This is a genomic window from Agrococcus sp. UYP10 (assembly GCF_040547205.1).
Lineage (GTDB): Bacteria > Actinomycetota > Actinomycetes > Actinomycetales > Microbacteriaceae > Agrococcus > Agrococcus jenensis.
The window spans coordinates 297732-320416 of the sequence record NZ_JBEPPG010000001.1 but is presented as its reverse complement, the minus strand read 5'-3'; the positions used below and the strand labels follow the sequence as shown (position 1 = coordinate 320416).

23 protein-coding genes are annotated in these 22685 nt (G+C 73.3%); 18 read left to right on the top strand and 5 right to left on the bottom strand.

What is annotated here, in order from left to right:
- Nucleotides 1–29 precede the first annotated feature (29 nt).
- From ABIB37_RS01565 to ABIB37_RS01530, 8 genes are all read left to right on the top strand, one after another.
- Nucleotides 30–1535 carry an MmgE/PrpD family protein gene (locus tag ABIB37_RS01565; RefSeq protein WP_354255863.1) on the top strand — a complete coding sequence of 502 codons (1506 nt, stop codon included), beginning with the start codon at nucleotides 30–32 and terminating at the stop codon, nucleotides 1533–1535.
- On the top strand, nucleotides 1535–2446 hold the full coding sequence (prpB, locus tag ABIB37_RS01560) for a methylisocitrate lyase (RefSeq protein ID WP_354255860.1): 912 nt from the start codon (nucleotides 1535–1537) through the stop codon (nucleotides 2444–2446). Before ABIB37_RS01565 ends, prpB begins: the two co-directional genes overlap by 1 nt.
- On the top strand, nucleotides 2443–3537 hold the full coding sequence (locus ABIB37_RS01555; protein ID WP_354255858.1) for an oxidoreductase: 1095 nt from the start codon (nucleotides 2443–2445) through the stop codon (nucleotides 3535–3537). The genes prpB and ABIB37_RS01555 overlap by 4 nt, the downstream gene beginning before the upstream one ends.
- A gap of 313 nt (nucleotides 3538–3850) precedes the next feature.
- Nucleotides 3851–4897, top strand: a complete 1047-nt coding sequence (locus ABIB37_RS01550) for a 3-hydroxyisobutyryl-CoA hydrolase (protein WP_354255855.1) — start codon at nucleotides 3851–3853, stop codon at nucleotides 4895–4897.
- On the top strand, nucleotides 4894–5730 hold the full coding sequence (locus ABIB37_RS01545; protein ID WP_354255852.1) for an enoyl-CoA hydratase-related protein: 837 nt from the start codon (nucleotides 4894–4896) through the stop codon (nucleotides 5728–5730). The genes ABIB37_RS01550 and ABIB37_RS01545 overlap by 4 nt, the downstream gene beginning before the upstream one ends.
- Nucleotides 5731–5891: 161 nt before the next feature.
- Complete coding sequence (locus ABIB37_RS01540; RefSeq protein WP_354255850.1) at nucleotides 5892–6413, top strand: hypothetical protein; 522 nt, start codon at nucleotides 5892–5894, stop codon at nucleotides 6411–6413.
- Between the two features lie 164 nt (nucleotides 6414–6577).
- On the top strand, nucleotides 6578–7735 hold the full coding sequence (locus ABIB37_RS01535) for a bifunctional 2-methylcitrate synthase/citrate synthase (protein ID WP_354255847.1): 1158 nt from the start codon (nucleotides 6578–6580) through the stop codon (nucleotides 7733–7735).
- Nucleotides 7732–8568, top strand: coding sequence for an aldo/keto reductase (locus tag ABIB37_RS01530; RefSeq protein ID WP_354255845.1), 837 nt, complete (start codon nucleotides 7732–7734; stop codon nucleotides 8566–8568). Before ABIB37_RS01535 ends, ABIB37_RS01530 begins: the two co-directional genes overlap by 4 nt.
- A gap of 91 nt (nucleotides 8569–8659) precedes the next feature.
- Here the strand turns inward: ABIB37_RS01530 and ABIB37_RS01525 are convergent, their stop codons facing one another.
- The gene (locus tag ABIB37_RS01525; protein ID WP_354255843.1) at nucleotides 8660–9319 is read right to left on the bottom strand and encodes a maleylpyruvate isomerase family mycothiol-dependent enzyme; all 660 of its coding nucleotides are present in this window, start codon (nucleotides 9317–9319) and stop codon (nucleotides 8660–8662) included.
- A gap of 228 nt (nucleotides 9320–9547) precedes the next feature.
- On the opposite strand from ABIB37_RS01525, the gene ABIB37_RS01520 reads away from it, so the two are divergent.
- A complete protein-coding gene (locus ABIB37_RS01520; RefSeq protein ID WP_354255841.1) occupies nucleotides 9548–9973 on the top strand; it encodes a DUF2695 domain-containing protein in 426 nt (141 codons plus the stop codon).
- A gap of 47 nt (nucleotides 9974–10020) precedes the next feature.
- Here ABIB37_RS01520 and ABIB37_RS01515 read toward each other — a convergent pair whose 3' ends face one another.
- Nucleotides 10021–10695: an alpha/beta hydrolase family protein gene (locus ABIB37_RS01515; protein WP_354255839.1), complete on the bottom strand. Its 675-nt coding sequence runs from the start codon at nucleotides 10693–10695 to the stop codon at nucleotides 10021–10023.
- A 75-nt stretch (nucleotides 10696–10770) separates the two neighbouring features.
- Here ABIB37_RS01515 and ABIB37_RS01510 point away from each other — a divergent pair, with 75 nt between their 5' ends.
- Nucleotides 10771–12513: a thioredoxin domain-containing protein gene (locus ABIB37_RS01510; RefSeq protein WP_354255837.1), complete on the top strand. Its 1743-nt coding sequence runs from the start codon at nucleotides 10771–10773 to the stop codon at nucleotides 12511–12513.
- Between the two features lie 7 nt (nucleotides 12514–12520).
- Here ABIB37_RS01510 and ABIB37_RS01505 read toward each other — a convergent pair whose 3' ends face one another.
- On the bottom strand, nucleotides 12521–14287 hold the full coding sequence (locus ABIB37_RS01505) for a dolichyl-phosphate-mannose--protein mannosyltransferase (protein WP_354255834.1): 1767 nt from the start codon (nucleotides 14285–14287) through the stop codon (nucleotides 12521–12523).
- Nucleotides 14288–14463: 176 nt separating this feature from the next.
- Here ABIB37_RS01505 and rsmI point away from each other — a divergent pair, with 176 nt between their 5' ends.
- From rsmI to ABIB37_RS01480, 5 genes are all read left to right on the top strand, one after another.
- Nucleotides 14464–15273 carry a 16S rRNA (cytidine(1402)-2'-O)-methyltransferase gene (rsmI, locus tag ABIB37_RS01500; protein ID WP_354255831.1) on the top strand — a complete coding sequence of 270 codons (810 nt, stop codon included), beginning with the start codon at nucleotides 14464–14466 and terminating at the stop codon, nucleotides 15271–15273.
- 41 nt (nucleotides 15274–15314) lie between these two features.
- Nucleotides 15315–15596: a type II toxin-antitoxin system RelE/ParE family toxin gene (locus tag ABIB37_RS01495; protein WP_354255828.1), complete on the top strand. Its 282-nt coding sequence runs from the start codon at nucleotides 15315–15317 to the stop codon at nucleotides 15594–15596.
- 11 nt (nucleotides 15597–15607) lie between these two features.
- A complete protein-coding gene (locus ABIB37_RS01490; protein WP_354255825.1) occupies nucleotides 15608–15904 on the top strand; it encodes a HigA family addiction module antitoxin in 297 nt (98 codons plus the stop codon).
- Between the two features lie 68 nt (nucleotides 15905–15972).
- Nucleotides 15973–17523, top strand: a complete 1551-nt coding sequence (gene metG, locus ABIB37_RS01485) for a methionine--tRNA ligase (RefSeq protein ID WP_354255822.1) — start codon at nucleotides 15973–15975, stop codon at nucleotides 17521–17523.
- Between the two features lie 261 nt (nucleotides 17524–17784).
- Complete coding sequence (locus tag ABIB37_RS01480; protein ID WP_354255819.1) at nucleotides 17785–18252, top strand: SRPBCC domain-containing protein; 468 nt, start codon at nucleotides 17785–17787, stop codon at nucleotides 18250–18252.
- 138 nt (nucleotides 18253–18390) lie between these two features.
- Here ABIB37_RS01480 and ABIB37_RS01475 read toward each other — a convergent pair whose 3' ends face one another.
- A complete protein-coding gene (locus tag ABIB37_RS01475; RefSeq protein WP_354255816.1) occupies nucleotides 18391–18975 on the bottom strand; it encodes a hypothetical protein in 585 nt (194 codons plus the stop codon).
- Nucleotides 18976–19089: 114 nt separating this feature from the next.
- Here ABIB37_RS01475 and ABIB37_RS01470 point away from each other — a divergent pair, with 114 nt between their 5' ends.
- On the top strand, nucleotides 19090–20043 hold the full coding sequence (locus ABIB37_RS01470) for a TatD family hydrolase (protein WP_354255814.1): 954 nt from the start codon (nucleotides 19090–19092) through the stop codon (nucleotides 20041–20043).
- A gap of 7 nt (nucleotides 20044–20050) precedes the next feature.
- Here ABIB37_RS01470 and ABIB37_RS01465 read toward each other — a convergent pair whose 3' ends face one another.
- Complete coding sequence (locus tag ABIB37_RS01465) at nucleotides 20051–21040, bottom strand: hypothetical protein (protein ID WP_354255811.1); 990 nt, start codon at nucleotides 21038–21040, stop codon at nucleotides 20051–20053.
- Between the two features lie 171 nt (nucleotides 21041–21211).
- Here ABIB37_RS01465 and rsmA point away from each other — a divergent pair, with 171 nt between their 5' ends.
- The gene (gene rsmA / locus ABIB37_RS01460) at nucleotides 21212–22123 is read left to right on the top strand and encodes a 16S rRNA (adenine(1518)-N(6)/adenine(1519)-N(6))-dimethyltransferase RsmA (protein WP_354255808.1); all 912 of its coding nucleotides are present in this window, start codon (nucleotides 21212–21214) and stop codon (nucleotides 22121–22123) included.
- Nucleotides 22123–22653 carry a hypothetical protein gene (locus ABIB37_RS01455; RefSeq protein ID WP_354255805.1) on the top strand — a complete coding sequence of 177 codons (531 nt, stop codon included), beginning with the start codon at nucleotides 22123–22125 and terminating at the stop codon, nucleotides 22651–22653. The genes rsmA and ABIB37_RS01455 overlap by 1 nt, the downstream gene beginning before the upstream one ends.
- Nucleotides 22654–22685 lie beyond the last annotated feature (32 nt).

Here is a 22685-nt window from a genome sequence, read left to right as displayed (position 1 = left end):
CCCGACCGCTCCGGGCTAGGCTCGAGCGCATGCAGCACCATGACGTGAGAGCCCACAAGAGCGCCGAGAACCTGCCCCGCGAGGAGCAGCTCGCCTGGAGGATCGCGCAGGTCGCGGTCGACCCGGTCGAGGTGGAGGCCGACGTCGTGGAGATGATCGCCAACCGCATCATCGACAACGCCTCCGTCGCGATCGCGAGCCTCAACCGGCCGCCGGTCGTCTCGGCGCGCGAGCAGGCCCAGCGCCACCCCTACACACCCGGCGCCGCGGTGTTCGGCATCGAGGACCGCGTCAGCCCGGAGTGGGCGGCCTGGGCGAACGGCGTCGCCGTGCGCGAGCTCGACTACCACGACACCTTCCTGGCCGCCGAGTACTCGCACCCGGGCGACAACATCCCGCCGATCCTCGCCGTCGCGCAGCACGTGGGCTGCGACGGGCACGCGCTCGTACGCGGCCTCGCGACCGGCTACGAGATCCAGGTCGACCTCGTGCGCGCGATCAGCCTGCACAAGCACAAGATCGACCACGTCGCGCACCTCGGCCCATCCGCCGCCGCCGGCATCGGCACGATGCTCGGCCTCGATGCCGAGACGATCTTCCAGGCCGTCGGCCAGGCGCTGCACACGACGACCGCCACCCGCCAGTCGCGCAAGGGCGAGATCTCCACCTGGAAGGCGCACGCCCCGGCGTTCGCCGGGAAGATGGCCGTCGAGTCCGTCGACCGCGCCATGCGCGGGCAGACGAGCCCCGTGCCGATCTACGAGGGCGAGGACGGCGTGATCGCGCAGCTGCTCGACGGCTGGGAGGGCTCGTACAGCGTGCCGCTGCCCGCGCCGGGCGAGCCCAAGCGCGGCATCCTCGACACCTACACGAAGGAGCACTCCGCCGAGTACCAGGCGCAGGCGTGGATCGACCTCGCCCGTCGGCTCTCGGCCGAGCGGCCTGAGCTTCGCGACCCGGAGGGCATCGAGTCGATCGTGCTCCACACGAGTCACCACACGCACTTCGTGATCGGCTCGGGCGCGAACGACCCGCAGAAGTACGACCCGACCGCGTCGCGCGAGACGCTCGACCACTCCATCCCGTACATCGTCGCGGTCGCGCTGCAGGACGGCGGCTGGCACCACGTCGATTCCTACGCGCCCCAGCGCGCGGGCCGGCCCGACACGGTCGCGCTGTGGAACAAGATCACGACGGTCGAGGACCCGATCTGGACCGAGCGCTACCACGACCCGGACCCCGACAAGAAGGCGTTCGGGGGCCGCATCGTCATCACGCTGACCTCCGGCGAGGTCATCGAGCAGGAGATCTCGGTCGCGGATGCCCACCCGGCCGGCGCCCGTCCCTTCGGCCGCGCCGAGTATGTGTCGAAGCTGCGCACGCTGGCGCAGGGCATCGTCGACGACGCCGAGATCGACCGCTTCCTCGCGCTCGTCGAGCGGCTGCCCGAGCTGAGCGTCGACGAGGTGCGCCAGCTCACCGTCGACGCGCCGGCCGGCACCGTCGACCAGGGCACGACGAAGGGTCTGTTCTAGTGCTGTCGACGACGGTCACCCCGTCCGAGAAGCGGCAGGCGCTGCGGGCGGGGCTCGCCTCCGGCACGCTGCAGCGCTTCCCGGGCGCATTCACGCCGCTGACCGCGCCGCTCATCCAGCAGCTCGGCTTCGAGGGCGTCTACATCTCCGGCGCCGTGATGGCGGCCGAGCTGGGACTGCCCGACATCGGCCTGACGACGCTCACCGAGGTCGCGCAGCGCGGCCGCGAGATCTCGCGCATGACCGACCTGCCGACCCTCATCGACGCCGACACCGGGTTCGGCGAGGCGATGAACGTCGCGCGGGCCGTGCACGAGCTCGAGGACGCCGGCGTCTCGGGCCTGCACCTCGAGGACCAGGTCAACCCCAAGCGCTGCGGCCACCTCGACGGCAAGGAGGTCGTGTCGCTCGACCGGGCGGTGCAGCGCATCGCGGCCGCTGTCTCGGCCCGCCGCGATGCCGACCTCGTGATCATGGCCCGCACGGACATCCGCGGGGTCCGGGGCCTCGAGGCGGCGAAGGACCGCGCCAAGGCGCTGGAGGCCGCGGGCGCCGACGCGATCTTCCCGGAGGCGATGGCCTCGCTCGAGGAGTTCGCCGCGATCCGCGAGGCGGTGCAGGTGCCGATCCTCGCCAACATGACGGAGTTCGGCAGGAGCGCGCTCTTCACGCACCAGCAGCTGCAGGACGTGGGCGTGAACATCGCGATCCACCCCGTCTCGCTGCTGCGCATCGCGATGGGCGCGATCGAGCGGGAGCTCGAGGGGCTGCGCGACACCGGCACCCTCGACGGCGCGGTCGAGCGCATGCAGACGCGCGCCCGGCTGTACGAGCTCAACGACTACGCCGCCTACAGCGCCTTCGACGAGGGCGTCTTCGACTTCGAGGTGCCCGGGGCGGAGCCCCGATGAGCGTGCTGTTCTCGCCCGTGCAGCTCGGGCCGATCGAGGTGCGCAACCGCGCGTGGGTGTCGCCCATGTGCCAGTACTCGTGCGAGGAGCAGGACGGCATGCCCGGCGACTGGCATCGCGAGCACCTCACCTCGTTCGCGCGCGGCGGTGCCGGGCTCGTCATGACCGAGGCCGCGGCGATCGAGCCGATCGGCCGCATCTCGCCGCAGGACCTCGGGATCTGGGACGACGCGCAGGCCGAGGCGCTCGCGCCGATCGCCGCGCGCATCCGCGCCCACGGCGCCGTGGCGGCCGTGCAGCTCGCCCATGCCGGGCGCAAGGCGTCGACCTATCGCGAGTGGAGCGGCCGCGGCTCGGTGCCGCTCGAGCAGGGCGGCTGGCCGACCGTCAGCGCCGGCTCGGATGCGTTCGGCAGCTACGCGGCGCCGCGCGCGCTCGCCGCCGACGAGGTCGCGGCGCTCCCCGAGCGCTTCGCCGTCGCTGCCCGTCGCGCGGTCGACGCCGGCTTCGAGGCGGTCGAGGTGCATGCGGCGCACGGCTACCTGCTGCATCAGTTCCTGTCGCCGCTGTCCAACGCCCGCGACGACGAGTGGGGCGTCGGCGAGGGCGGTCTGCGCACGCTGCTGCTGCAGCGCGTGGTCGAGGCCGTGCGCGCCGCGGTGCCGGAGGCCGCGCTGATGGTGCGGCTGAGCGCATCCGACTGGGTCGACGGCGGCATCGACTCCGCCATGACGGTCGAGCACGTGCGGGTGGCGATCGCTGCCGGCGCCGACTGGTTCGACCTCTCCTCGGGCGGGCTCGACCCGCGCCAGGAGATCCCGCTCGAGCCCGGCTACCAGGTGCCGTTCGCGCGCGACGTGCGCGCGGCGACGGGCGCGAAGGTGAACGCCGTCGGCCTCATCGAGGATCCGGCGCACGCCGAGTCGGTGCTCGTCGATGGCGACGCCGACGCGGTGATGCTCGCGCGCGCCTGGATGCGCAACCCGCACTGGGCGCTCGGTGCCGAGGCCGAGCTCGACGGCGTCGCGGATGCGTCGGTGTGGCCGCCGCAGTACACGCGCGCCCGGCGGGTGCCGCAGCGCACCCACTGATGCAGACGGCATGATCTCGATACGCGGCCTTCGGCTGCTACTCGATCAGCAGGGTGAGGGCTCCCGGCCATGCCCTTCCACGCTCGTCGAGTAGCAGCCGGCGGAGCCGGCCGCGTATCGAGACGACAGCCCCGGCGGGCTCTGTGATCTCGATACGCGGCCTTCGGCTGCTCCTCGATCAGCGGGGGAGAGGGCTCCCGGTCGAGCCGTCCACGCTCGTCGAGTAGCAGCCGGCGGAGCCGGCCGCGTATCGAGACGACATGATCTCGATACGCGGCCTTCGGCTGCTACTCGATCAGCGAAGATGGGGACCATGCCCGAGCACGTGCGCACCGATCGCCGCGGCCGGCTCGCGACCATCGAGCTGCACCGGCCGGAGGCCCTCAACGCGCTCACGCACGACATGGTGCGCGGCATCGCCGCGGCCCTCGCCGCCGCGCAGCGCGACCCCGCCGTCGCCACCATCGCGATCACCGGCGCCGGCGATCGCGGCCTCTGCGCCGGCGGGGATGTCGTCGGCCTGCGCGCCGACGTCGCCGCGACCGGCGGCGAGGCCGCCCGCGCGTTCTGGCGCGACGAGTACGCGCTGAACGCCGCGATCGCCCGGTCCTCGAAACCGGTCGTCGCCATCCAGCACGGCATCGTGCTCGGCGGCGGCGTCGGCATCTCGGCGCACGCGCGCCACCGCGTCGTCACCGAGTCGACCCGCATCGGCTTCCCCGAGGTGACGATCGGCTTCGTGCCGGACGTCGGCGCGACCTGGCTGCTCACCCGCGCCCCCGGCGAGCTCGGCACCCGCGTCGCGCTCACCGGCAAGCACGTCGGACCGGCCGACGCGATCCTGCTCGCACTCTCGGATGCCTTCGTCCCGGGGGAGCGGATCCCGGAGCTGCTCGCGGCCCTCGAGACGACCGACGCCGACGCGGCGATCAGAGCGGCCGCCGCTACGCCGCCCACCGGCGAGCTGGCGGCCGCCCGCGCGCTCGTCGACGCGGCCTTCGCGGGCGACGACCTGGGCACGATCCTCGAGCGGCTCGCCGCGGCCGGGGAGCCCGGCGCTGCCCTCGCCGCGACCATCGCCACGCGCTCGCCGACGGCGCTCGCCGTGACGCTCGCAGCCCTCCGCCGCGCCGCCGGGCTGCCGAGCCTCGAGCGGGCCCTCGAGCAGGAGTACCGGGTCTCGTCGCACGTGAGCCTCCTGCCCGACTTCGCCGAGGGCATCCGCGCCCAGCTTGTAGATAAAGACCGCAGGCCCTCATGGCAGCCGGCCACCATCGCGCAGGTGCCGGATGCCATGGTGGAGGCCTGCTTCGCACCCGCGCCCGACGGCGACCTCGCCCTGCCAGAGGAGGCAGCATGACCGAGCCCAGCACCAACGAGCCCAGCACCAACGAGCCCAGCACCAACGAGTCCAGCACCAACGGCTACCGCACCATCCGCGTCGAGCGGCGCGACCGCGTCGCGTGGATCCACCTCGACCGGCCCGAAGCGCTCAACGCGCTGAACGTGCAGCTCATGCGCGAGGTCGTGGCCGCGGCGACCGAGCTCGACGGCGACGACGGCGTCGGCGCGATCGTGGTCACCGGCTCGGAGCGCGCGTTCGCCGCGGGGGCCGACATCAAGGAGATGGCGACGAAGTCGACGGCCGAGATGCGGGCCGACGGCCACTTCGGCGGATGGGCGGCGTTCGCCGCCGTGCGCAAGCCCGTGATCGCGGCGGTGTCGGGCTACGCGCTCGGTGGCGGCTGCGAGCTCGCGCTCATGTGCGACATCATCCTGGCTGCCGACTCTGCCACGTTCGGCCTACCGGAGCTCTCGCTCGGGGTCATCCCCGGCATCGGCGGCACGCAGCGCCTCGTGCGCGCGCTCGGCTATCCGAAGGCTGCCGAGATCATCCTCACCGGCCGCCGCGTCGGCGCCGAGGAGGCGGAGCGCATCGGGCTGATCTCCCGCGTCGTGCCAGCCGACCGACTGCTCGCCGAGGCCCAGGAGATGGCCGCGTCGATCGCCGCGAAGTCGCTGCCGGCGCTCGTCGCCGCGAAGGCGGCGATGGACGCCGCGCTGGAGCTGCCGCTCGCCGAGGGCATCGCGCTCGAGACCGAGCACTTCACGGCGCTCTTCGACACCGAGGACCAGCAGGAGGGCATGGCGGCGTTCAGCGAGAAGCGGGAGCCGCGCTTCCGGCACCGCTGACGCGGGCGCTCGAGCGCGCGGGATCCGGCCGCGGCGAGGGCGTCGACCGCGGTGAGAGCCCTCTCACGCACCCCTCCTCCCAGGCTCACGGGCCGTGGCGAGAGTGGTGGCAGACGAAGGGCCGGCCACCCGGGCCCCCTGCGCACCAGGAGGAGCACACCATGCACACGAAGTGGATCGCCATCAGCACCATCGGCACCATCGGTCTCGGCGCCATCGCCGCGAGCGCTGCCGGGATCGCCAACGCCGTCGAGCTGCGCGACGCGGAGGGCCGCGTGCTCGCGAGCAGCACCGTCCGCGGTGACGTGCTCGAGCGCGGCACGGTCGCCATCAAGACGACGGGGGACCACGCATCCGTGATCTCGGCCACCTCCGCGAGCGACGCACCGTCGGCGACCGCGTCGGCGGCGGCGCCGTCGGCCACCCGCTCCGCCGCCTCGCCGGTGGCGCAGACCGCCGCATCCGCTCCGTCTGCGGTGACGGCGCCGGCACCCGCGCCCGCGGCACCCGCGCCCGCGCCCGCGCCGGCGCCCGCCCCCGCGCAGCAGGCCCCCGCTCCGGCGCCCGCGCTGGCGCCGGTCCCCGCGCCCGCGGTCGACTCCGCACCGAGCGCGGCGTCCGCCCCGGCGCCCGCCTCGCCGCAGTCGCCGGTCTCGGCCCCCTCCGCCGGCTCCAACGACTGAGCCGCCCTGCGCTGCTCCGACGGCGCGTCCGGCCCGCAGCGCCCCGCCCACCCGGCGGGGCGCTGCGGCGTTGCGCGCAGGGCGGAACGCGCTCGGGTGGTCGCCAGGGAGCCGTGCCCTAGAGTCGGATGGCGCCCCGCACCCCCTGTTCATCGAGGAGCACCATGGCCGAGTCCGACATCAAGAAGGGACTCGCTGGCGTCGTCGCCGACACCACCGAGATCTCGAAGGTCAACCCCGACACGAACTCGCTCCTCTACCGCGGCTACCCGGTGCAGGAGCTCGCGACGCAGCCGTTCGAGGCCGTCGCCTACCTGCTCTGGCACGGCGAGCTGCCGACCGACGAGCAGCTCGCCGAGGTCCGGGCGAAGGAGCGGTCGCTCCGCGCCCTGCCCGACAACGTGCGGTCGGTGATGGATGTGCTGCCGTCGCACGCGCACCCCATGGACGTCGTGCGCACGGCCGTGAGCATCGTGGGCGCCAACGACCCCAAGGCCGACGACCCCTCCGCCGACCTCGACAAGGCGTTCACGCTCTTCGCGGTGCTGCCGGCGATCGTCGCCTACGAGCAGCGCCGTCGCAACGGCAAGGAGCTGGTAGAGCCGCGCGACGACCTCGACTACGCCGCCAACTTCCTCTGGATGGCGTTCGGCGAGGAGGCCGATCCGGTCGTCGTCGAGGCGTTCAACCAGTCGATGGTGCTGTACGCCGAGCACTCGTTCAACGCATCCACCTTCACCGCCCGCGTCGTGACCTCGACGCTCGCCGACCTCTACTCGGCCGTCACCGCAGCGATCGGCGCCCTCAAGGGCCACTTGCACGGCGGCGCGAACGAGGCCGTGATGGAGGTCTTCCAGGAGGTCGGCGAGCCGTCGAAGGCGGATGCGTGGATGCAGACCGCGCTCGACGAGAAGCGCAAGATCATGGGCTTCGGGCACCGCGTCTACAAGAACGGCGACTCGCGCGTACCGACGATGCGTGCTGCGCTCGAGCGGCTCGCGGAGCACTACGGCTCGCCCGAGACGCTCGAGATGTACACCGCGCTCGAGCAGGCGATGGCCGACCGGAAGCCGATCAAGCCCAACCTCGACTTCCCGTCGGGGCCCGCCTACGCGCTCATCGGCTTCGACGTGCCGATCTTCACGCCGCTGTTCGTCGCCGCGCGCGTGACCGGCTGGACCGCGCACATCATCGAGCAGCGCGCCAACAACTCGCTCATCCGCCCCCTCTCGGAGTACGTCGGCCACGACGAGCGCCATGTCGACGGCGTCGACCAGGCCGCACTGCCCGAGGACACATCCGACATCGAGGAGACCGCATGACCTCTGCCACCATCCCCACCCTGCAGCTGAACGACGGACGCTCGATCCCGCAGCTCGGCTTCGGCGTCTTCAAGGTCGACCCGGCCGAGACCGAGCGCATCGTGCTCGACGCGTTTGAGGCTGGCTACCGCCACATCGACACCGCGGCGATCTACCGCAACGAGGAGGGTGTCGGCCGCGCGATCGCGGCGAGCGGCATCCCGCGCGACGAGCTGTTCATCACGACGAAGCTCTGGAACGACCGCCGCGGCGAGGCCGAGGCGCGCGCCGCGCTCGGCGAGAGCCTCGAGAAGCTCGGGCTCGACCGCGTCGACCTCTATCTCATCCACTGGCCGACGCCGTCGGCAGGCAGCGCCGTGGAGACCTGGCAGACGCTCGGCGCGCTGCGCGACGAGGGCCTGACGACCTCGATCGGCGTCTCGAACTTCGACGAGCGCTACCTGCCGGAGATCCTCGAGACGGGCATCGTGCCCGCGATCGACCAGATCGAGCTCCACCCGCAGTTCCAGCAGCGTGCGACGACCGCGCTCGCATCCGAGCACGACATCCGCATCGAGGCCTGGGGGCCGCTCGGCCAGGGCAAGGTCGACTACGCGTCGACCGTCATCGGCGAGATCGCCGAGCGCCACGGCATCTCGTGGGCGCAGGCGACGATCGCGTGGCACCTGCAGTCGGGCCGGATCGTCTTCCCGAAGTCGAACCGCCGCGACCGCATGGACGAGAACCTCGCTGCCGCCGGCGTGCAGCTGACCGCCGAGGACCTCGCCGCGATCGACGCGCTCGACCAGGGCGAGGCCGGCCGCGTGTCGGCCGACCCGGCAGAGGTCAGCTGACCCGAGCCCGGTCCCACCGCTCGACTCGACCCGTTCTCGCCCACTCGACCCCGCACAGCGGGTCGGGTCGGTGGGAGCGGGTCGAGTCGCGTCAGGGGCGCGGCTCCCGCGGTGCGGCGATCCGTTCGGCGAGCATCGCGGCGCCGTCGCCCTCGAGCCGGTCGAGCATCGCGCTGCGACCCGCCATGCTGACGACCAGTGCCACGGCGGGGCCGCGCACGAGCGGGCCGTCGCCGACGCCGAGCTCCGCGTCGCTCGCCTCCACGCGCAGTCCGCGCACCGCGCTGCGGCTCGCGACCGCGAAGTCGCGGGCGGCGAAGAAGGCCGCCACCTGGGCTGCGCGATCCGGCGGGGTGGGGGTCGGCAGTCCGAGCGGGATCCGGATGTCCTGGCCGTGCACGATCACCTCGCCCAGCCACGCGGGCCAGTGACCGGACGCCGCCGTGCGGCTGTCGACCACGGCGCGGAAGCGCTCGAGCGTGCCGCTGGGCGTCGGCCCGAGGTGCTCCTCGAGGCGCCGCTGGTTGTGGACGGCATCGTCGAAGCGCGCGCCCGACATGCTCCGTAGCCAGCGCAGCGGCCCGATGCTCGCGGCCGCCGTGAGGTGCGCCACGACGTGCTCGACCGTCCAACCGGCGCAGAGCGACGGCGTCGCCCACTGCACCTCGTCGACTTCGGCGAGCTGCTCTGCGAGCGCCGCCCGCTCGGCGGCGATCGCGATGAGGAGCTCCTGCTTCGACCATGCGCGCATGCGGTCAGCAAAGCAGATGGCGCCCGGCGTCCCCGCGTCCCCGCGACTTGGCGCGCTCGTGGACCCGATCCCGGCTCAGGGACCCGAGATCCGGGGTCCATCACCCGGTATCGGATCCATCCGGCTCCGGGACACCAAGTCGGCCGCACGCCGCTCCGCTCGGCGGCTGTGCACAGGCCTGCGGATGCGTCGCACGCCGGACGCGCTCGCCGTGCCATCGTGCGCCGCATGGAGCGATCGATCACCGACGATGCCGAGTCCTACGTGCGCAGCCTGCTGGACGCCTGGCTCGCGCCCAACCCGGGGGAGTGCCTCGCCTGCTACCTCGAACGCGTGCTCGAGCGGTACGACTGCGACGGCGATCTGCGCTTCGCGGCGCACTACCGCGATCTCGTCGCACCCCGCGCGACGCAGCTCGAGCGGCGCCTCGAGGCGAGCGGTGGCTACTGCGACTGCGAGGTGCTCGGCAACGCCGTGCAGCCCGCGTGGCACCTCTGGTCGACCAGTCGCGAGCTCGAGCTCGACGGCCGCACCATCGTGCTCGAGGCAGAGCCGCCCGAGGGCATGCCGCCGTGCGCGGGCGTGCGGCGCGGCTCCACCCAGCCGTGCGTGCACTGGCATCGGATGCGCCGACCGCGCGTGCCGTACCGCTGACACCTGCCGGGCGGTCACCGGTGAGGCCGAGGTGCGGTCCGGCTCGGTCAGCGAATCAACGCGGCGATCCGTGGCGCGAGCGCCTCCGCCACCCGCTCGGGGTCGCGGTCGCCACCCGCGACCAGGAACGAGTGATCGCCGCCGGTGACCCAGTCGACGTGCCCGTCGGGCAGCCGCTCGACGAGCCCGTCGAGCAGGTCGCCCGACTGGAACGGGTCGTTCGTGCCCTGCAGGAACCGCTGCGGCAGGCGGATCCCCTCGAGGTGCTCGTCGCGCACCCGCTCCGGCTTGCCCGGCGCGTGCAGCGGGTACCCGAGGTAGAGCAGGCCGGCGGCGGGCATGCCCTCCGCGACCGCGGCGGCGGCCATCCGGCCCCCGAACGACTTGCCGCCCGCCCACGGCTCGTGAGGGAGCAGGTCCCTGGCGGCAGCCATCACCGCGTGCCACGTCGCGATCGCGCTCGGCGCTCGCTCCGGTTGGCGCTTGCCCGCCTGCGCGTTGGGGAAGCTCGCGCGCAGGACCGCAACGCCCTCGCCGACGAGCCCGCGCGCGACGCCCTCCATCCAGGGATGCGTCGCCGAACCGCCGGCGCCGTGCAGCAGCACGACGCTCGCCCACGCCGCATCCGGCGCCTGGACGATCGCGTCGACGTGCGGCACCGTCGGGTGCTCGATCGCCACGGCGACGATCCGGCTCGGCTCGGTCCTGCGCTGCGCATCCACGCCGTCGAGCCTCGCATGCGGTCGCCACCGCCGCCGTCCTGCTCGCCGCCAGGCGGCGCGAGTACCGTCGGGCGCATGGAGCGACCCGTCGACAACCGGCTCGCCGAAGCGACGAGCGACTACCTCCGGCTCCACGCCGACAACCCCGTGGACTGGCGCGAGTGGGGCGACGACGCGTTCGCCGAGGCGCGCGAGCGGGGCGTGCCGGTCTTCGCCTCGGTCGGCTACGCGACGTGCCACTGGTGCCACGTGATGGCGCGCGAGTCCTTCGCCGACCCGGCGGTCGGCGCGCTGCTGCGCGACGGCTTCGTCGCCGTGAAGGTCGACCGCGAGGAGCGGCCCGACGTCGACGCCGCCCTGATGGGCGCCGCGTCGGCCTTCACCCGTCAGCTGGGCTGGCCGCTCAGCGTGTTCCTCACACCCGACGGCCTGCCGTTCTACGCCGGCACCTACTTCCCTCCCGCCGCCAGGCAGGGCATCCCGGGCTTCCGCGACGTGCTGGGCGCGATCGGCGAGGCGTGGCGCACTCAGCCGGATGCCGTGGCCGGCACCGCCGAGCAGGTGCAGCAGGCGCTGCGCGAGTCGGCCGCCGTCGACGGGGACGCGCCCGACGCGGCGGCCGCGCGCGCGGCGCTCGCGGCGGTCGCCCGCGCGGAGGACCCGGAGCACGGCGGCCTCGGCACCGGGCAGAAGTTCCCGCAGGCGCCGCTGCTGCTCGCGCTCGTCGACGTCGATCCGCAGCTCGCCGGTCGGCTGCTCGACGCCGCGGCTGGCGACGACGCGGTCGTCGCTGCGGGCGGCTACTCGCACCTCCGTGGCCGCGACGGCGGCTTCTTCCGCTACGCGACGCAGCGCGACTGGTCGGCGCCGCACTTCGAGCGGATGCTCGTCGACAACGCGCAGCTGCTGCACGTCGCGACGCTGCTGGGCCGCGAATCCGTCGCGAGCGGCCTCGTCGGCTTCCTCGGCGAGGTCCTGCGGCTGCCGGGCGGCGCCTTCGCGGTGGCGGAGGACGCGGAGTCCACCGTCGACGGGCGGCGGGTGGAGGGCGGTTGGCACCTCGCGCCGGCGGATGCGGGCGTCGAGCGGCCGCCGCTCGACCGGCTGGTCGTCACCGCCGCGAACGGCCTCGCGATCGAGGCGCTCGCGGTGCGCGCGCTGCGCGACGGCGACCGGGTTGCGCTCGACCTCGCCCGCGGTGCCGCCGAGCACCTGCTCGCACACCACGCCGCCGACCCCGCCGCGCTCGTGCACGCGAGCCTCGACGGCCTGCCCTCCACCGCGCGAGCGACCGCGGCCGACGCGGGCAACCTCGCGAGCGGCCTGCTCGCGCTCACCGCCGCGACCGGCGAGGCGCGCTGGGCGATCGCCGCGCGCGCGATCCTCGACGCGGCGCCCGACCCGGCCGCCACGTCGGCACAGGGGCCGGCGCTGCAGCTCGGTCCCGACGCCGACGGCGACGCGCCTTCGGGCCAGGCCGCGCTCGCGGGCGCGCTGCACGCCCTCTTCTCGCTCAGCGGCGACGCCGCCCACCTGGACCGTGCGGCTCGCCTCCTCGACGCGCGCCTGGCCATCCGCAACCCGATCGCGGGTCCCGCGATGCTCCGCGTCGCCGCTCGCATCGCGGAGCCGCCGCGCACGCTCGTGCTCATCGGCGATCCGCCCGAGGAGCTGCGCCGAGAGCCGGGCGCGTTCGTCGCGACCCCCGAGCAGGCGGCCGAGCTCGCGGCCACGGGCTTCGCGCTGCTCGACGGCAAGACCGCACCCGCCGCCTACCGCTGCGAGGGCTTCGTCTGCGAGCTGCCGCAGCCCTACTGAGCCGTCGTCACGGCCAGCTCGGCGGCCAGAACCGCAGCCGCATGAGCCCATCCGGCAGCGGGATGCCGTACCAGACCGGCAGGTACCAGGCGGCGACGAGGATGCTCGTCACGATCAGCAGGGCGACGATCGACCACGCCGCCGCCCGCCACTCGACGTCGTCGACGGGCTCGGAGGCCGTGGCTCGCGCAGCGGCCTCCGTGCCGGGGACGGGCGGGATCGCGGCCGCGAGGTCCGCGTCGATGGCGGTGGGCGCATCCGCGACGACGGCGACCCGGGCGGGGGCGCGCAGCGCGACGAGCTGCTGCAGCGTGAAGGCGAGGCCGATGACGAGGAAGGGCAGGAAGACGATGGCGTAGAAGAAGAAGATCGTGCGGTCGGGGAAGAGCAGCCACGGCACGTAGCCGGCCGCGACGGCGAGCAGCAGGAACGCGGCGCGGCGGTCGAGCGTGCGGCCGACGTGGAAGAGCAGGAAGCCGAGCGCGAGCACGCCGGCGTACCAGACGAGCAGGTTCGGCACCGCGGTGATCCACCAGCTGCCGTCCTCGACGGTGACCATCTTGAAGCCGGTCGGGCGCCCCAGCCAGAGCCACTCGATCGCGGGCGACTGGTAGGCGTGGTCGTTCGTGAGCCCGACGTGGAAGCCGAGCTGCTGCGCGTGGTATGCCCAAAGCGACTGCAGCCCGAGCGGCACCCACGCGAGCAGTCCGCCCCAGCGCAGGTCGGCGCGCTCGAGCATGAGCTGGCTGCCCCACCCGCCGTCGAACCAGCCGGCGTAGCTCGCGACGTAGACGACGAGCGCCGGCACGACGAGCAGCACGAAACTCGCCGGTGCCTGCGTCAGCAGGGTGCCGAGCCACGGATGCCGGTAGCCCGCGCGCCGTCGGTCGAGCGCCTCCATCACGACGATCCAGAGCCCGAACAGGGCGAGGAATGCGCCGCCCGACCACTTCGTGGCGCAGCCCGCGCCCAGCAGCACGCCCGCGACGATGATCCACGGCCGGTTCCAGAGCGCCGCGCCGAAGCGGCCGCGCCGGGCAGCGAGCGCCCGCACCGTGCGCGCGGGGGAGCCGCGCCGATCGAGCAGCAGCGCACCGGCGCCGGCGAGCACGAACACCGCGAGGATGCCGTCGAGCAGCGCGGTGCGGCTCATCACGATCGCGAACCCGTCGATCGCCATCCAGAAGCCTGCGAGCGAGGCGAACGCGACGGACCGCAGCAGGCCGCGCGCGACCGCGTAGGTGAGCCCGACGAGCGCGATGCCGGCGAGCGCGCTCGGCAGCCGCCACCAGAACGGGTCGCCCATGCCGAACACAGCCATCGCCATGCCGATGATCCACTTGCCGAGCGGCGGGTGCACGACGTAGTCGGCCTCCGTCGACAGCGCGCCCGGGTCGCCCGCCTCGAAGCGCTCGTTCGCGCCCTCGGCCCACTCGCCCTCGTAGCCGAGCTGCCAGGTCGACCAGCCCTCCTTGACGTAGTAGGTCTCGTCGAAGATGAGCAGGTGCGGGTTGCCGAGGCCGACGAGCCGCGCGACCGCGGCGAGCGCGAGGATGGCGACGGGCGCGGCGATCTCGATGCGCCGGCGGATGCGCGGCTCGGCCAGGCGCCGCTCGAGCGACCCGTACGCGTCGGTGAGGCGCGCGACCCGGGGGGAGCCGGCGCGCGACGGTGCGGAGGCCGACACCGCCGTCGCCGTCGCGCCGAGCTCCGCGTCGCGCAGCTCGCCGCCGCCGCCGCCGTCGGCGTCATCGGCGGTGCGGGGCAGGGTCACGGGCCCGATTCTCGCACTGCTCGCCCGGACGAGCCCGCCGGGCGCGCGCTCGATCGGGCTGAGCGCGGTGTGCGGCGGTCATGCCGGTCGGCGACCGGCTCAGCCCGATCGAGCGGACGTGGAGCGCCGGCCGGATCGCAGGAGGGCTCCCGCAGCCGCGGGATACCCTCGACCGCGTGATCATCCTCGGCGCGACGCCCATCGGCAACCTGGGCGACGCGAGCGGCAGGCTGCGCGAGGCGCTCACCACCGCCCCCATCATCGCCGCCGAGGACACCCGCACGGCCCGCCAGCTCATCCGTGCCCTCGGGCTCGAGGCGCAGCCGCAGCTCGTCGCCCTCCACGAGCACAACGAGGAAGCCGCGTCACCCGCCCTCGTCGAGCGCGCTCGCGCAGAGGACGTGCTCGTGCTCACCGACGCCGGCATGCCGACCGTGAGCGACCCCGGGTTCCGGCTCGTGCAGGCCGCGGTCGCCGCGGGCGTCGCGGTGACGTGCCTGCCCGGCCCCTCCGCGGTGCTCACGGCGCTCGCCCTCTCGGGCCTGCCGACCGACCGGTTCGCGTTCGACGGCTTCCTGCCGCGAAAGGCGGGGGAGCGCGACCGGATGCTCGCCTCCGTCGCCCGCGAGGAGCGCACCCTCGTGCTGTTCGAAGCACCGCACCGCCTCGCCGACTCGATCGAGGCGATCGCCCGCGCGATGCCCGACCGCCGCATCGCCGTCTGCCGCGAGCTGACGAAGCGCTTCGAGGAGGTGCGCCGCGGCACCGCCGCCGAGCTCGTCGACTGGGCGAAGGCCGGCGTGAAGGGCGAGATCGTCATCGTCATCGAGGGCGCCGTGCCCGTGCTCGCCGACCTCGACGCCGCGGTCGAGCAGGTGCTGCGACTCAAGGCCGGCGGGATGCGGCTGAAGGAGGCCGCGGCGGAGGTCGCAGAGGCGACCGGGCACCCGCGGAACGCGCTCTACCAGGCCGCGCTCGCGCCCTAGTATCGCTTGACGACAGTATCGCCTTGCGATAGTATCGTGCCGTGATCCAGTCGTTCGCCGACCAACGGACTCGGAAGGTCTGGGAGCGCGAGCATGTGCGGCAGTTCGGCCCCGAGTTGCAGCGCTCAGCTCAGCGGAAGCTGCGACTCTTGAACGCGGCCGACGCGCTCAACGACCTGCGCGTGCCGCCCGGAAATCGGTTGGAGCAGCTGGTCGGCGACCGCGCGGGTCAGCATTCGATCCGCATCAACGATCAGTATCGGATCTGCTTCACCTGGACCCCGAGCGGACCCGCCGGGGTCGAGATCACCGATTACCACTGAGAGGAGTTCCGATGACCAAGGCCCACGCTCCCATCGCGCCAGGCGAGATCCTGCGGGAGGAGTTCCTTGAGCCGCTCGGTATCTCGGCATACCGACTCGCGCAGGCGACCGGCCTCGCTCAGACGCGCCTGAGCGAGATCATCCGGGGCAAGCGCAGCATCACGCCCGACACCGCACTTCGACTCTCGAAGGCCCTTGGGTTGTCGGAGCGCTTCTGGCTGAACGTCCAGAACGACTTCGACATCGAGCAGGCTCACGACCGCCACGGGCTTGCGCTGGAGCGCGTCGAGGTGCTGGTTCACGCATGACCCGGTGAGCCTGACGCCGGGCGTCACACGCTCGGACGCCGTGCGGCCGCGCGCCTAGACTGGACCCCATGCCCGAGCGCTTCACCGTCACGACGCCGATCTACTACGTCAACGACGTGCCGCACATCGGGCACGCCTACAACGAGGTCGCGACCGACGTGCTCGCCCGCTGGCACCGGCAGCGCGGTGACGACACCTGGATGCTCACCGGCACCGACGAGCACGGCCAGAAGATCATGCGCACCGCCGCCGCGAACGGCGTGAGTCCGCAGGAGTGGACCGACCGACTGGTCGAGACCGCCTGGATCCCGCAGCTCGAGCTGCTGAACATCGCGAACGACGACTTCATCCGCACGACGGAAGAGCGCCACAAGGCGGGCGTGCGCATCTTCCTCGAGCGCCTCAAGGAGGCCGGGTACATCTACCACGGTGAGTTCGAGGGCCAGTACTGCGTCGGCTGCGAGGAGTACAAGACGCCGAACGACCTCGTGCCGGGCACGGGCGAGTTCGAGGGGCAGCTCGTCTGCGCCATCCACTCCCGCCCGATCGAGACGGTGCGCGAGGCGAACTACTTCTTCAAGCTGTCGGAGTTCGGCGACCGCCTGCTCGCGCTCTACGACGAGCGGCCCGACTACGTGCAGCCCGAGCACGTGCGCAACGAGGTGCGGCAGTTCGTCAAGCAGGGCCTCAACGACCTGTCGATCAGCCGCAACACCTTCGACTGGGGCATCAAGGTGCCGTGGGACGAGACGCACGTCGTCTACGTCTGGTTCGAGGCGCTGCTCAACTACATCACCGCCAACGGCTACGGCGTCGACGAGGAGCGCTTCGCCCGCCGCTGGCCGGCCACCCACATCGTCGGCAAGGACATCGCACGCTTCCACGCGGTCATCTGGCCCGCCATGCAGATGGCGGCGGGGCTCGAGATCTCGGAGCACGTCTTCGGCCACGGCTGGCTGCTCGTCGGCGGCGAGAAGATGTCGAAGTCGAAGGCGACGGGCATCGAGCCGCGCCAGATCACCGAGGTCTTCGGCGTCGACGCGTTCCGCTACTACTTCATGTCGGCGATCGCGTTCGGCTCCGACGGCTCGTTCTCGTGGGAGGACCTCGACGCGCGGTACCACTCCGAGCTCGCCAACGGCCTCGGCAACCTCGCGAGCCGGGTGATCGCGATGGTGCACAAGTACTGCGACGGCGTCGTGCCGGCGGTCGCGGTCGACGACGACATCCAGTCGATCGTGGCGGATGCGGTGCGTCGCGCCGACGAGGCGATCGACCGGTTCGCGATCGACGAGTCGGTCGACGCCGCGATGGCGATCGTCGAGCGGCTGAACGGCTACATCACCGAGCAGGCGCCGTGGGTGCTCGCGAAGGACGACGCGCAGCGCGACCGGCTCGCCGCGGTGCTCGCCTCGAACGTGCACGGCATCGGCGCGGTCGCGGTGCTGCTCGCGCCCGTCATGCCCGAGTCGGCGCAGAAGCTGTGGGCGGCCATCGGGGGCGAGGGCGACGTGCTCGCGCAGCCGATCCGCGAGGCGCACCGCTGGGAGGGCACGGGCCGTGTCACGACGGTGCCGCCGCTCTTCCCGCGCATCGAGCAGGCGCAGCCCGCGGCCTGACCGGCACCCTCTGCTGATCGAGTAGCAGCCGGGCGGAGCCCGGCCGCGTCACCCTGCTGATCGAGTAGCAGCCGGGCGGAGCCCGGCCGCGTATCGAGATCAGGACTGTCGTGCGCTGCGGGGTCGTCTCGATATGCGGCGCCTTCGGCGCTGCTACTCGACGAGCGCGGAAGGGCGCTGCTACTCGACGAGCGGGTTGGGCGGAGCCCGGCCGCGCATCGAGATCACGCGCAGCGGAGGAGCGGCGCGTAGTGTCGCCGCATGGCCACCACCACCCACGAGCGCATCGGGTCGCAGTCGATCGTCCACCGCCGTGAGTTCGAGGCACCCGCCGCCGCGGTGCAGCGCGCGCACACGACCGCTGAGATCTTCTCGCAGTGGATGGGCCCGCGCGGCTCGCGCCTGCGCATCGAGCACTTCGAGCCGCGCACCGGCGGCCGCTTCGACTACACGGTCGAGATGGGCGGTGACTGGCGGTTCTGGGGCTCGTACCACGAGGTGGTGCAGGGGCGCATCGTGCACACGTGGGAGTTCCAGGCAGAGCCCGGCCGACCCACGCTCGAGGTGCTGGAGTTCCGCGACCTGCCCGACGGCCGCAGCTCGCTCGAGATCACGTCGACGTACGCGTCGGCAGCCGATTGCGACGCGATGGTGGCCTCCGGCATCGACGGCGGCATGGACGAGGACTTCGAGCGGCTCGACGAGGCCCTCGCGCGGCTCGCGCACTGACGGGAGCGGGCGGGCAGGTCGCGCGCGGGTCGTCACGGAGTCGATCGGCGAGACGTTGCATGGAACGGCTGTTCTGGACGCGCGTGAAGCGCAGAACCGTGCACGTCGTGGTCCGTTCCGCTCTTGCGTGCGCCGCCGCTACCGCCCGGGCAGCGTCAGCGTGAACTCGTGCTCGAGGCCCACGACCGCGAGCTCCACCTCGGCGCTCGCGTCGATCCCGGCTGGCACCGGGATCGCGTAGGTGCGCGCGCCATCCGGCGCCTCGCACGTGGTCGGCACCTCGACGGCCACGACGATGCGGGTCGTCGACTCGACCTCCGGCGCGCCCGCGAACGCCCAGCAGCTGGCCGTCGCGGGCAACGACAGCGCGATGAGCACAGGCCGCTCGATCCACGTCGCGACCGCGCCGAGCCGCAGGACGTCGTCGACGGATGCGCCGCTGTGCTCCGGCAGGCCGGGCGTGCCCGGGTCGCCGCTCGGGCTCGGAGCCGTCGAGCTCATCGCCCATGGCGGGGAGGTGCTGGGCTCGGCGGAGCCGTTCGGGTCGCCGGTCGCGCCATCGTCTCCCGCCGGAGTCTCGCCGGACGGCGACTGGTACGCCTCCGGTGCCTCGGCCGGCGTCGTGCCCGGCGCCGTCGACTCGCCCCCGCGGTCGCCGGCTGCGCACCCGCTCGAGGCGAGCACAGCCGCGACGGCGACGGGCAGGGCGAGCAGTCTCAGCATGCCGGGAGGCCTCCAGACGGGTCGTTGCACCGGCCATGCTGGCATCGGATCCATCGGAGAACCTGGACGGGGACTCGGCATCGGCCTGGGCGGCGCGCTCGTAGGCTGGTGGCCATGCCTGCAAGCCACGACGGGACCGCCCCCATCGACAGCGCCGCCGACCGACTCTCCGACGGCCCCCGCGAGACGACCCTCCCTGGTGGGGAGTACATCCGCGAGCGGCACGACGATGGCAAGCGCGACACAACGCGGCCGCCGGTGCCGGAGCCGCTCGGCGTGCCGATCTACGACAACCACACGCACCTCGAGATCAAGGACGGCGAGCACTTCCCGTACTGGGCGGCGCTCGACGCGGCCGAGCAGGCGGGGGTCGTCGGCGTCATCCAGGTGGGCGGCGACGTCGAGTCGTCGGAGTGGTCGGCGGCGCTCGCGGCGCAGGACCCGCGCGTGCTCGCCGCCGTCGCGATCCACCCGAACGAGGCGCCCGGCTACGCCGACGCCGACACGCTCTTCGACGCACTCGCCACGATCGATGCGCTCGCCGCGCAGCCGCGTGTGCGGGCGGTGGGCGAAACCGGGCTCGACTTCTTCCGCACCGGCGACGACGGGCGTCGCGCGCAGTTCGAGTCGTTCGAGGCGCACATCGACATCGCGAAGCGCCACGGCATCGCACTGCAGATCCACGATCGCGACGCGCACGACGACGTGGTCGAGACGCTCCTGCGCGTGGGCGCGCCCGAGACGACCGTCTTCCACTGCTTCTCCGGTGACGAGCACCTCGCGCGGATCGCGGCCGAGCACGGCTGGTACCTGTCGTTCGCGGGCACCGTCACGTTCTCGAACGCGAAGAACCTGCACGCGGCGCTCGCGGTCGCCGATCGCAGCCGGATCCTCGTCGAGACGGATGCGCCGTTCCTCACACCCGCGCCGCACCGCGGCCGACCGAACAGCCCCTACCTGACGCCGCTCACGGTGCGCTTCATCGCCGACCGGCTCGGCGTCGAGGCCGACGTCATCGCGGCCGAGACCGCGGCGAACACGCTGCGCGCGTACGGCACCTGGGACTGACCGGGGCCTACGGCGCGCTGAGCAGGTCGTCGGGCTGGAGGGCGAGCACCGTCGAGCTGTCTGCAGCGGTCGTGCCCGTCACCGTCACCTCGGCGGGCAGCGTGCCGGAGACGGGCTCCTCGAGCTCGAACTGCCAGCCGTAGAGGTGGAAGTCGGCGCTGCAGTCCATCGGTTCGCTCGGGAACTCGAACGAGACGGCGATGGCGCTGATGCCCGTGGTGCGCGCGGCGACGGGGGTCGGCACGCATTCGGCGACGCCCGAGCCGCCCAGGATCACCGCGAGCCGCCGTCCCGGCTCGATCCAGCGCACCTGCGCGTCCTGCATCGTGACGTCGGCCTCGGGCAGCTGGTCGGGCGGGATGGGCGAGGGCGCCGCGCCCTCGGCCGACGGCTCGGGGATGAGCGACGGCTGCGGGTCGGCGGTGGGCCCCGCGTCGAGCAGGTTGTCGGCACCGATCCGGACCTCGGTGGTCTCGTCCTCTCCGCGGAGGTTCACGAGCTCCACCACGGTGGGCAGGTCGACGGGCACGCTCATCGGGAGGGCGAGCCCCCAGCCGTGCAGGCGGTAGTCGGCCGTGCAGGCGATCGCCGCGTCGGGCGGGTCGAAGGACACGACGACGGCAGCGCCCACCGCTCCGAGCTCGGCCGCGTGCGGCTGCGGGATGCACCCGCCGCCCCCGCCCGAGCCGCCGATGACGACGGCGATCGACTCGCCCGGCTCCACCCAGCGCACGGCGTAGCCCTCGCTGCTCACCTCATCGAAGAGCCCCTCGGCCTGCAGCAGGTCGTCGGCGAGCGCCACGGGCGCGGCGCCGGTGTCGCCGGCAGCGCTCGGCTCGGGCGGCGCGGTGGTGGGGGAGGTGCCCGGCGACGCGCACGCTGCCAGCAGTGCCGCGGAGCCGGTGAGGGCGACGAGGGCGAGCATCCGACGCGACCGGGCGCTGGGCGCGCCGGCGGAAGCGATGGCGGTGAGCGAGTGGCTCTCGGATCGGCGCACGGCGGTGTCCTCTCTGGCGGGCGGTCTCCCCGCACGCTCTGACATGTCCAGTGTCGGGTCGAGGTCACGCCCGCTCGGTCACGATTCGGCCACGTTCCGGCATCCTCGGTCCCAGCATCCTGCCCGAGACCGCTGGGCGCGCCCGCCGCGCGCGCGGCATAGGGTCGATGGATGAGCATCGACAGCCAGGCCGGCGAGGCGCGACCGGGTGGACGCAGCGCCGAGGCGCTCCTGGGTCCGACCGAGATCCGCGCGCTCGCGCTGACGCTCGAGCTGACGCCGACGAAGCGCTGGGGCCAGAACTTCGTCGTCGACGCCAACACGGTGCGGCGCATCGTCAGGACCGCGGATGTCGCAGGCCGCGACGTCGTCGAGGTCGGGCCGGGACTCGGGTCGCTCACGCTCGGGCTCACTGAGGTCGGCGCGCGCGTCGCGGCCGTCGAGATCGACCCGCGGCTCGCCGAGCTGCTGCCGCGGACCGTGGAGCGCAAGCAGCCGCAGGCGCGGCTCGAGGTCGTGCACCACGACGCCCTCACGATCGAGGCGCTGCCCTTCGAGCCGCAGGCGATCGTCGCGAACCTCCCGTACAACGTCTCGGTGCCCGTGCTCATCCACCTGCTCGAGCGCTTCCCGACGATCGACCGCGCGCTCGTGATGGTGCAGGCGGAGGTCGGGCACCGGCTCGCCGCCCCGCCCGGATCGAAGGTCTACGGCTCGCCGAGCGCGAAGGTCGCCTGGTGGGGCCAGTGGGCCCTCGAGGGCGAGGTCTCGCGCCAGATCTTCTGGCCGGTGCCCAACGTCGACAGCGTGCTCGTCGGCTTCCGGCGCGGCCCGGAGCGCGGCGACGAGGCACTCCGGCGCCGCACGTTCCGCGTCATCGACGGCGCCTTCGGGCAGCGGCGGAAGATGCTGCGCCAGGCGCTGTCCGGCGTCTTCGGGTCGTCCGGCGCGGCGACCGCCGTGCTCGAGCGCGCCGGTGTGGAGCCGACGCTCCGCGGCGAAGCGCTCGACCTCGACGACTTCATCCGCATCGCCGAGGCGGCCGATGCGCCCGACGTGACCGCATCCGCACCGGACGCCTGATGGTCGACCGCATCGACCGGAACATGGGTGCCGAGGCGATGCGCGCGGCGACCGGCCGCTCGCACGTCGAGTGGCGCGACCGGCTCGAGGCTGCCGGGGCGCTCGAGTGGAGCCACCGGCAGATCGCCGACTGGCTCGTCGCCGAGCACGGTGTCGAGCCGTGGTGGTCGCAGGGCATCACCGTCGACTTCGAGCAGGATCGCAAGGGCAGGCTTCCGGGCCAGCAGGCAGACGGCACGTTCTCGGTCTCCCAGACGCGCACCGTGCCGGGGGAGCGGATGCAGGCGCTCGCGGCGGTGCGGGCCGAGGTCGAGGCCCGCTGCGGCGCCGCGCACGGCGAGAACCTCGCGGCAGCGCAGCCGGTGGTGCGCTGGCGGCTCGGCGACGGCACGCGCCTCGCGGCCGCGGCGCAGCAGCCGAACCGGTCGGGCACGCCCGTCAACCTCACGATCGAGCGGCTGCCGGATGCGGCGGCCATGGAGACGGCGAAGGACGAGATCGCGGCGATCTTCGCGGCCGTCGCGCGCTGACCCGGCTGATCCCGCCGATCGGCCGCCGCTGA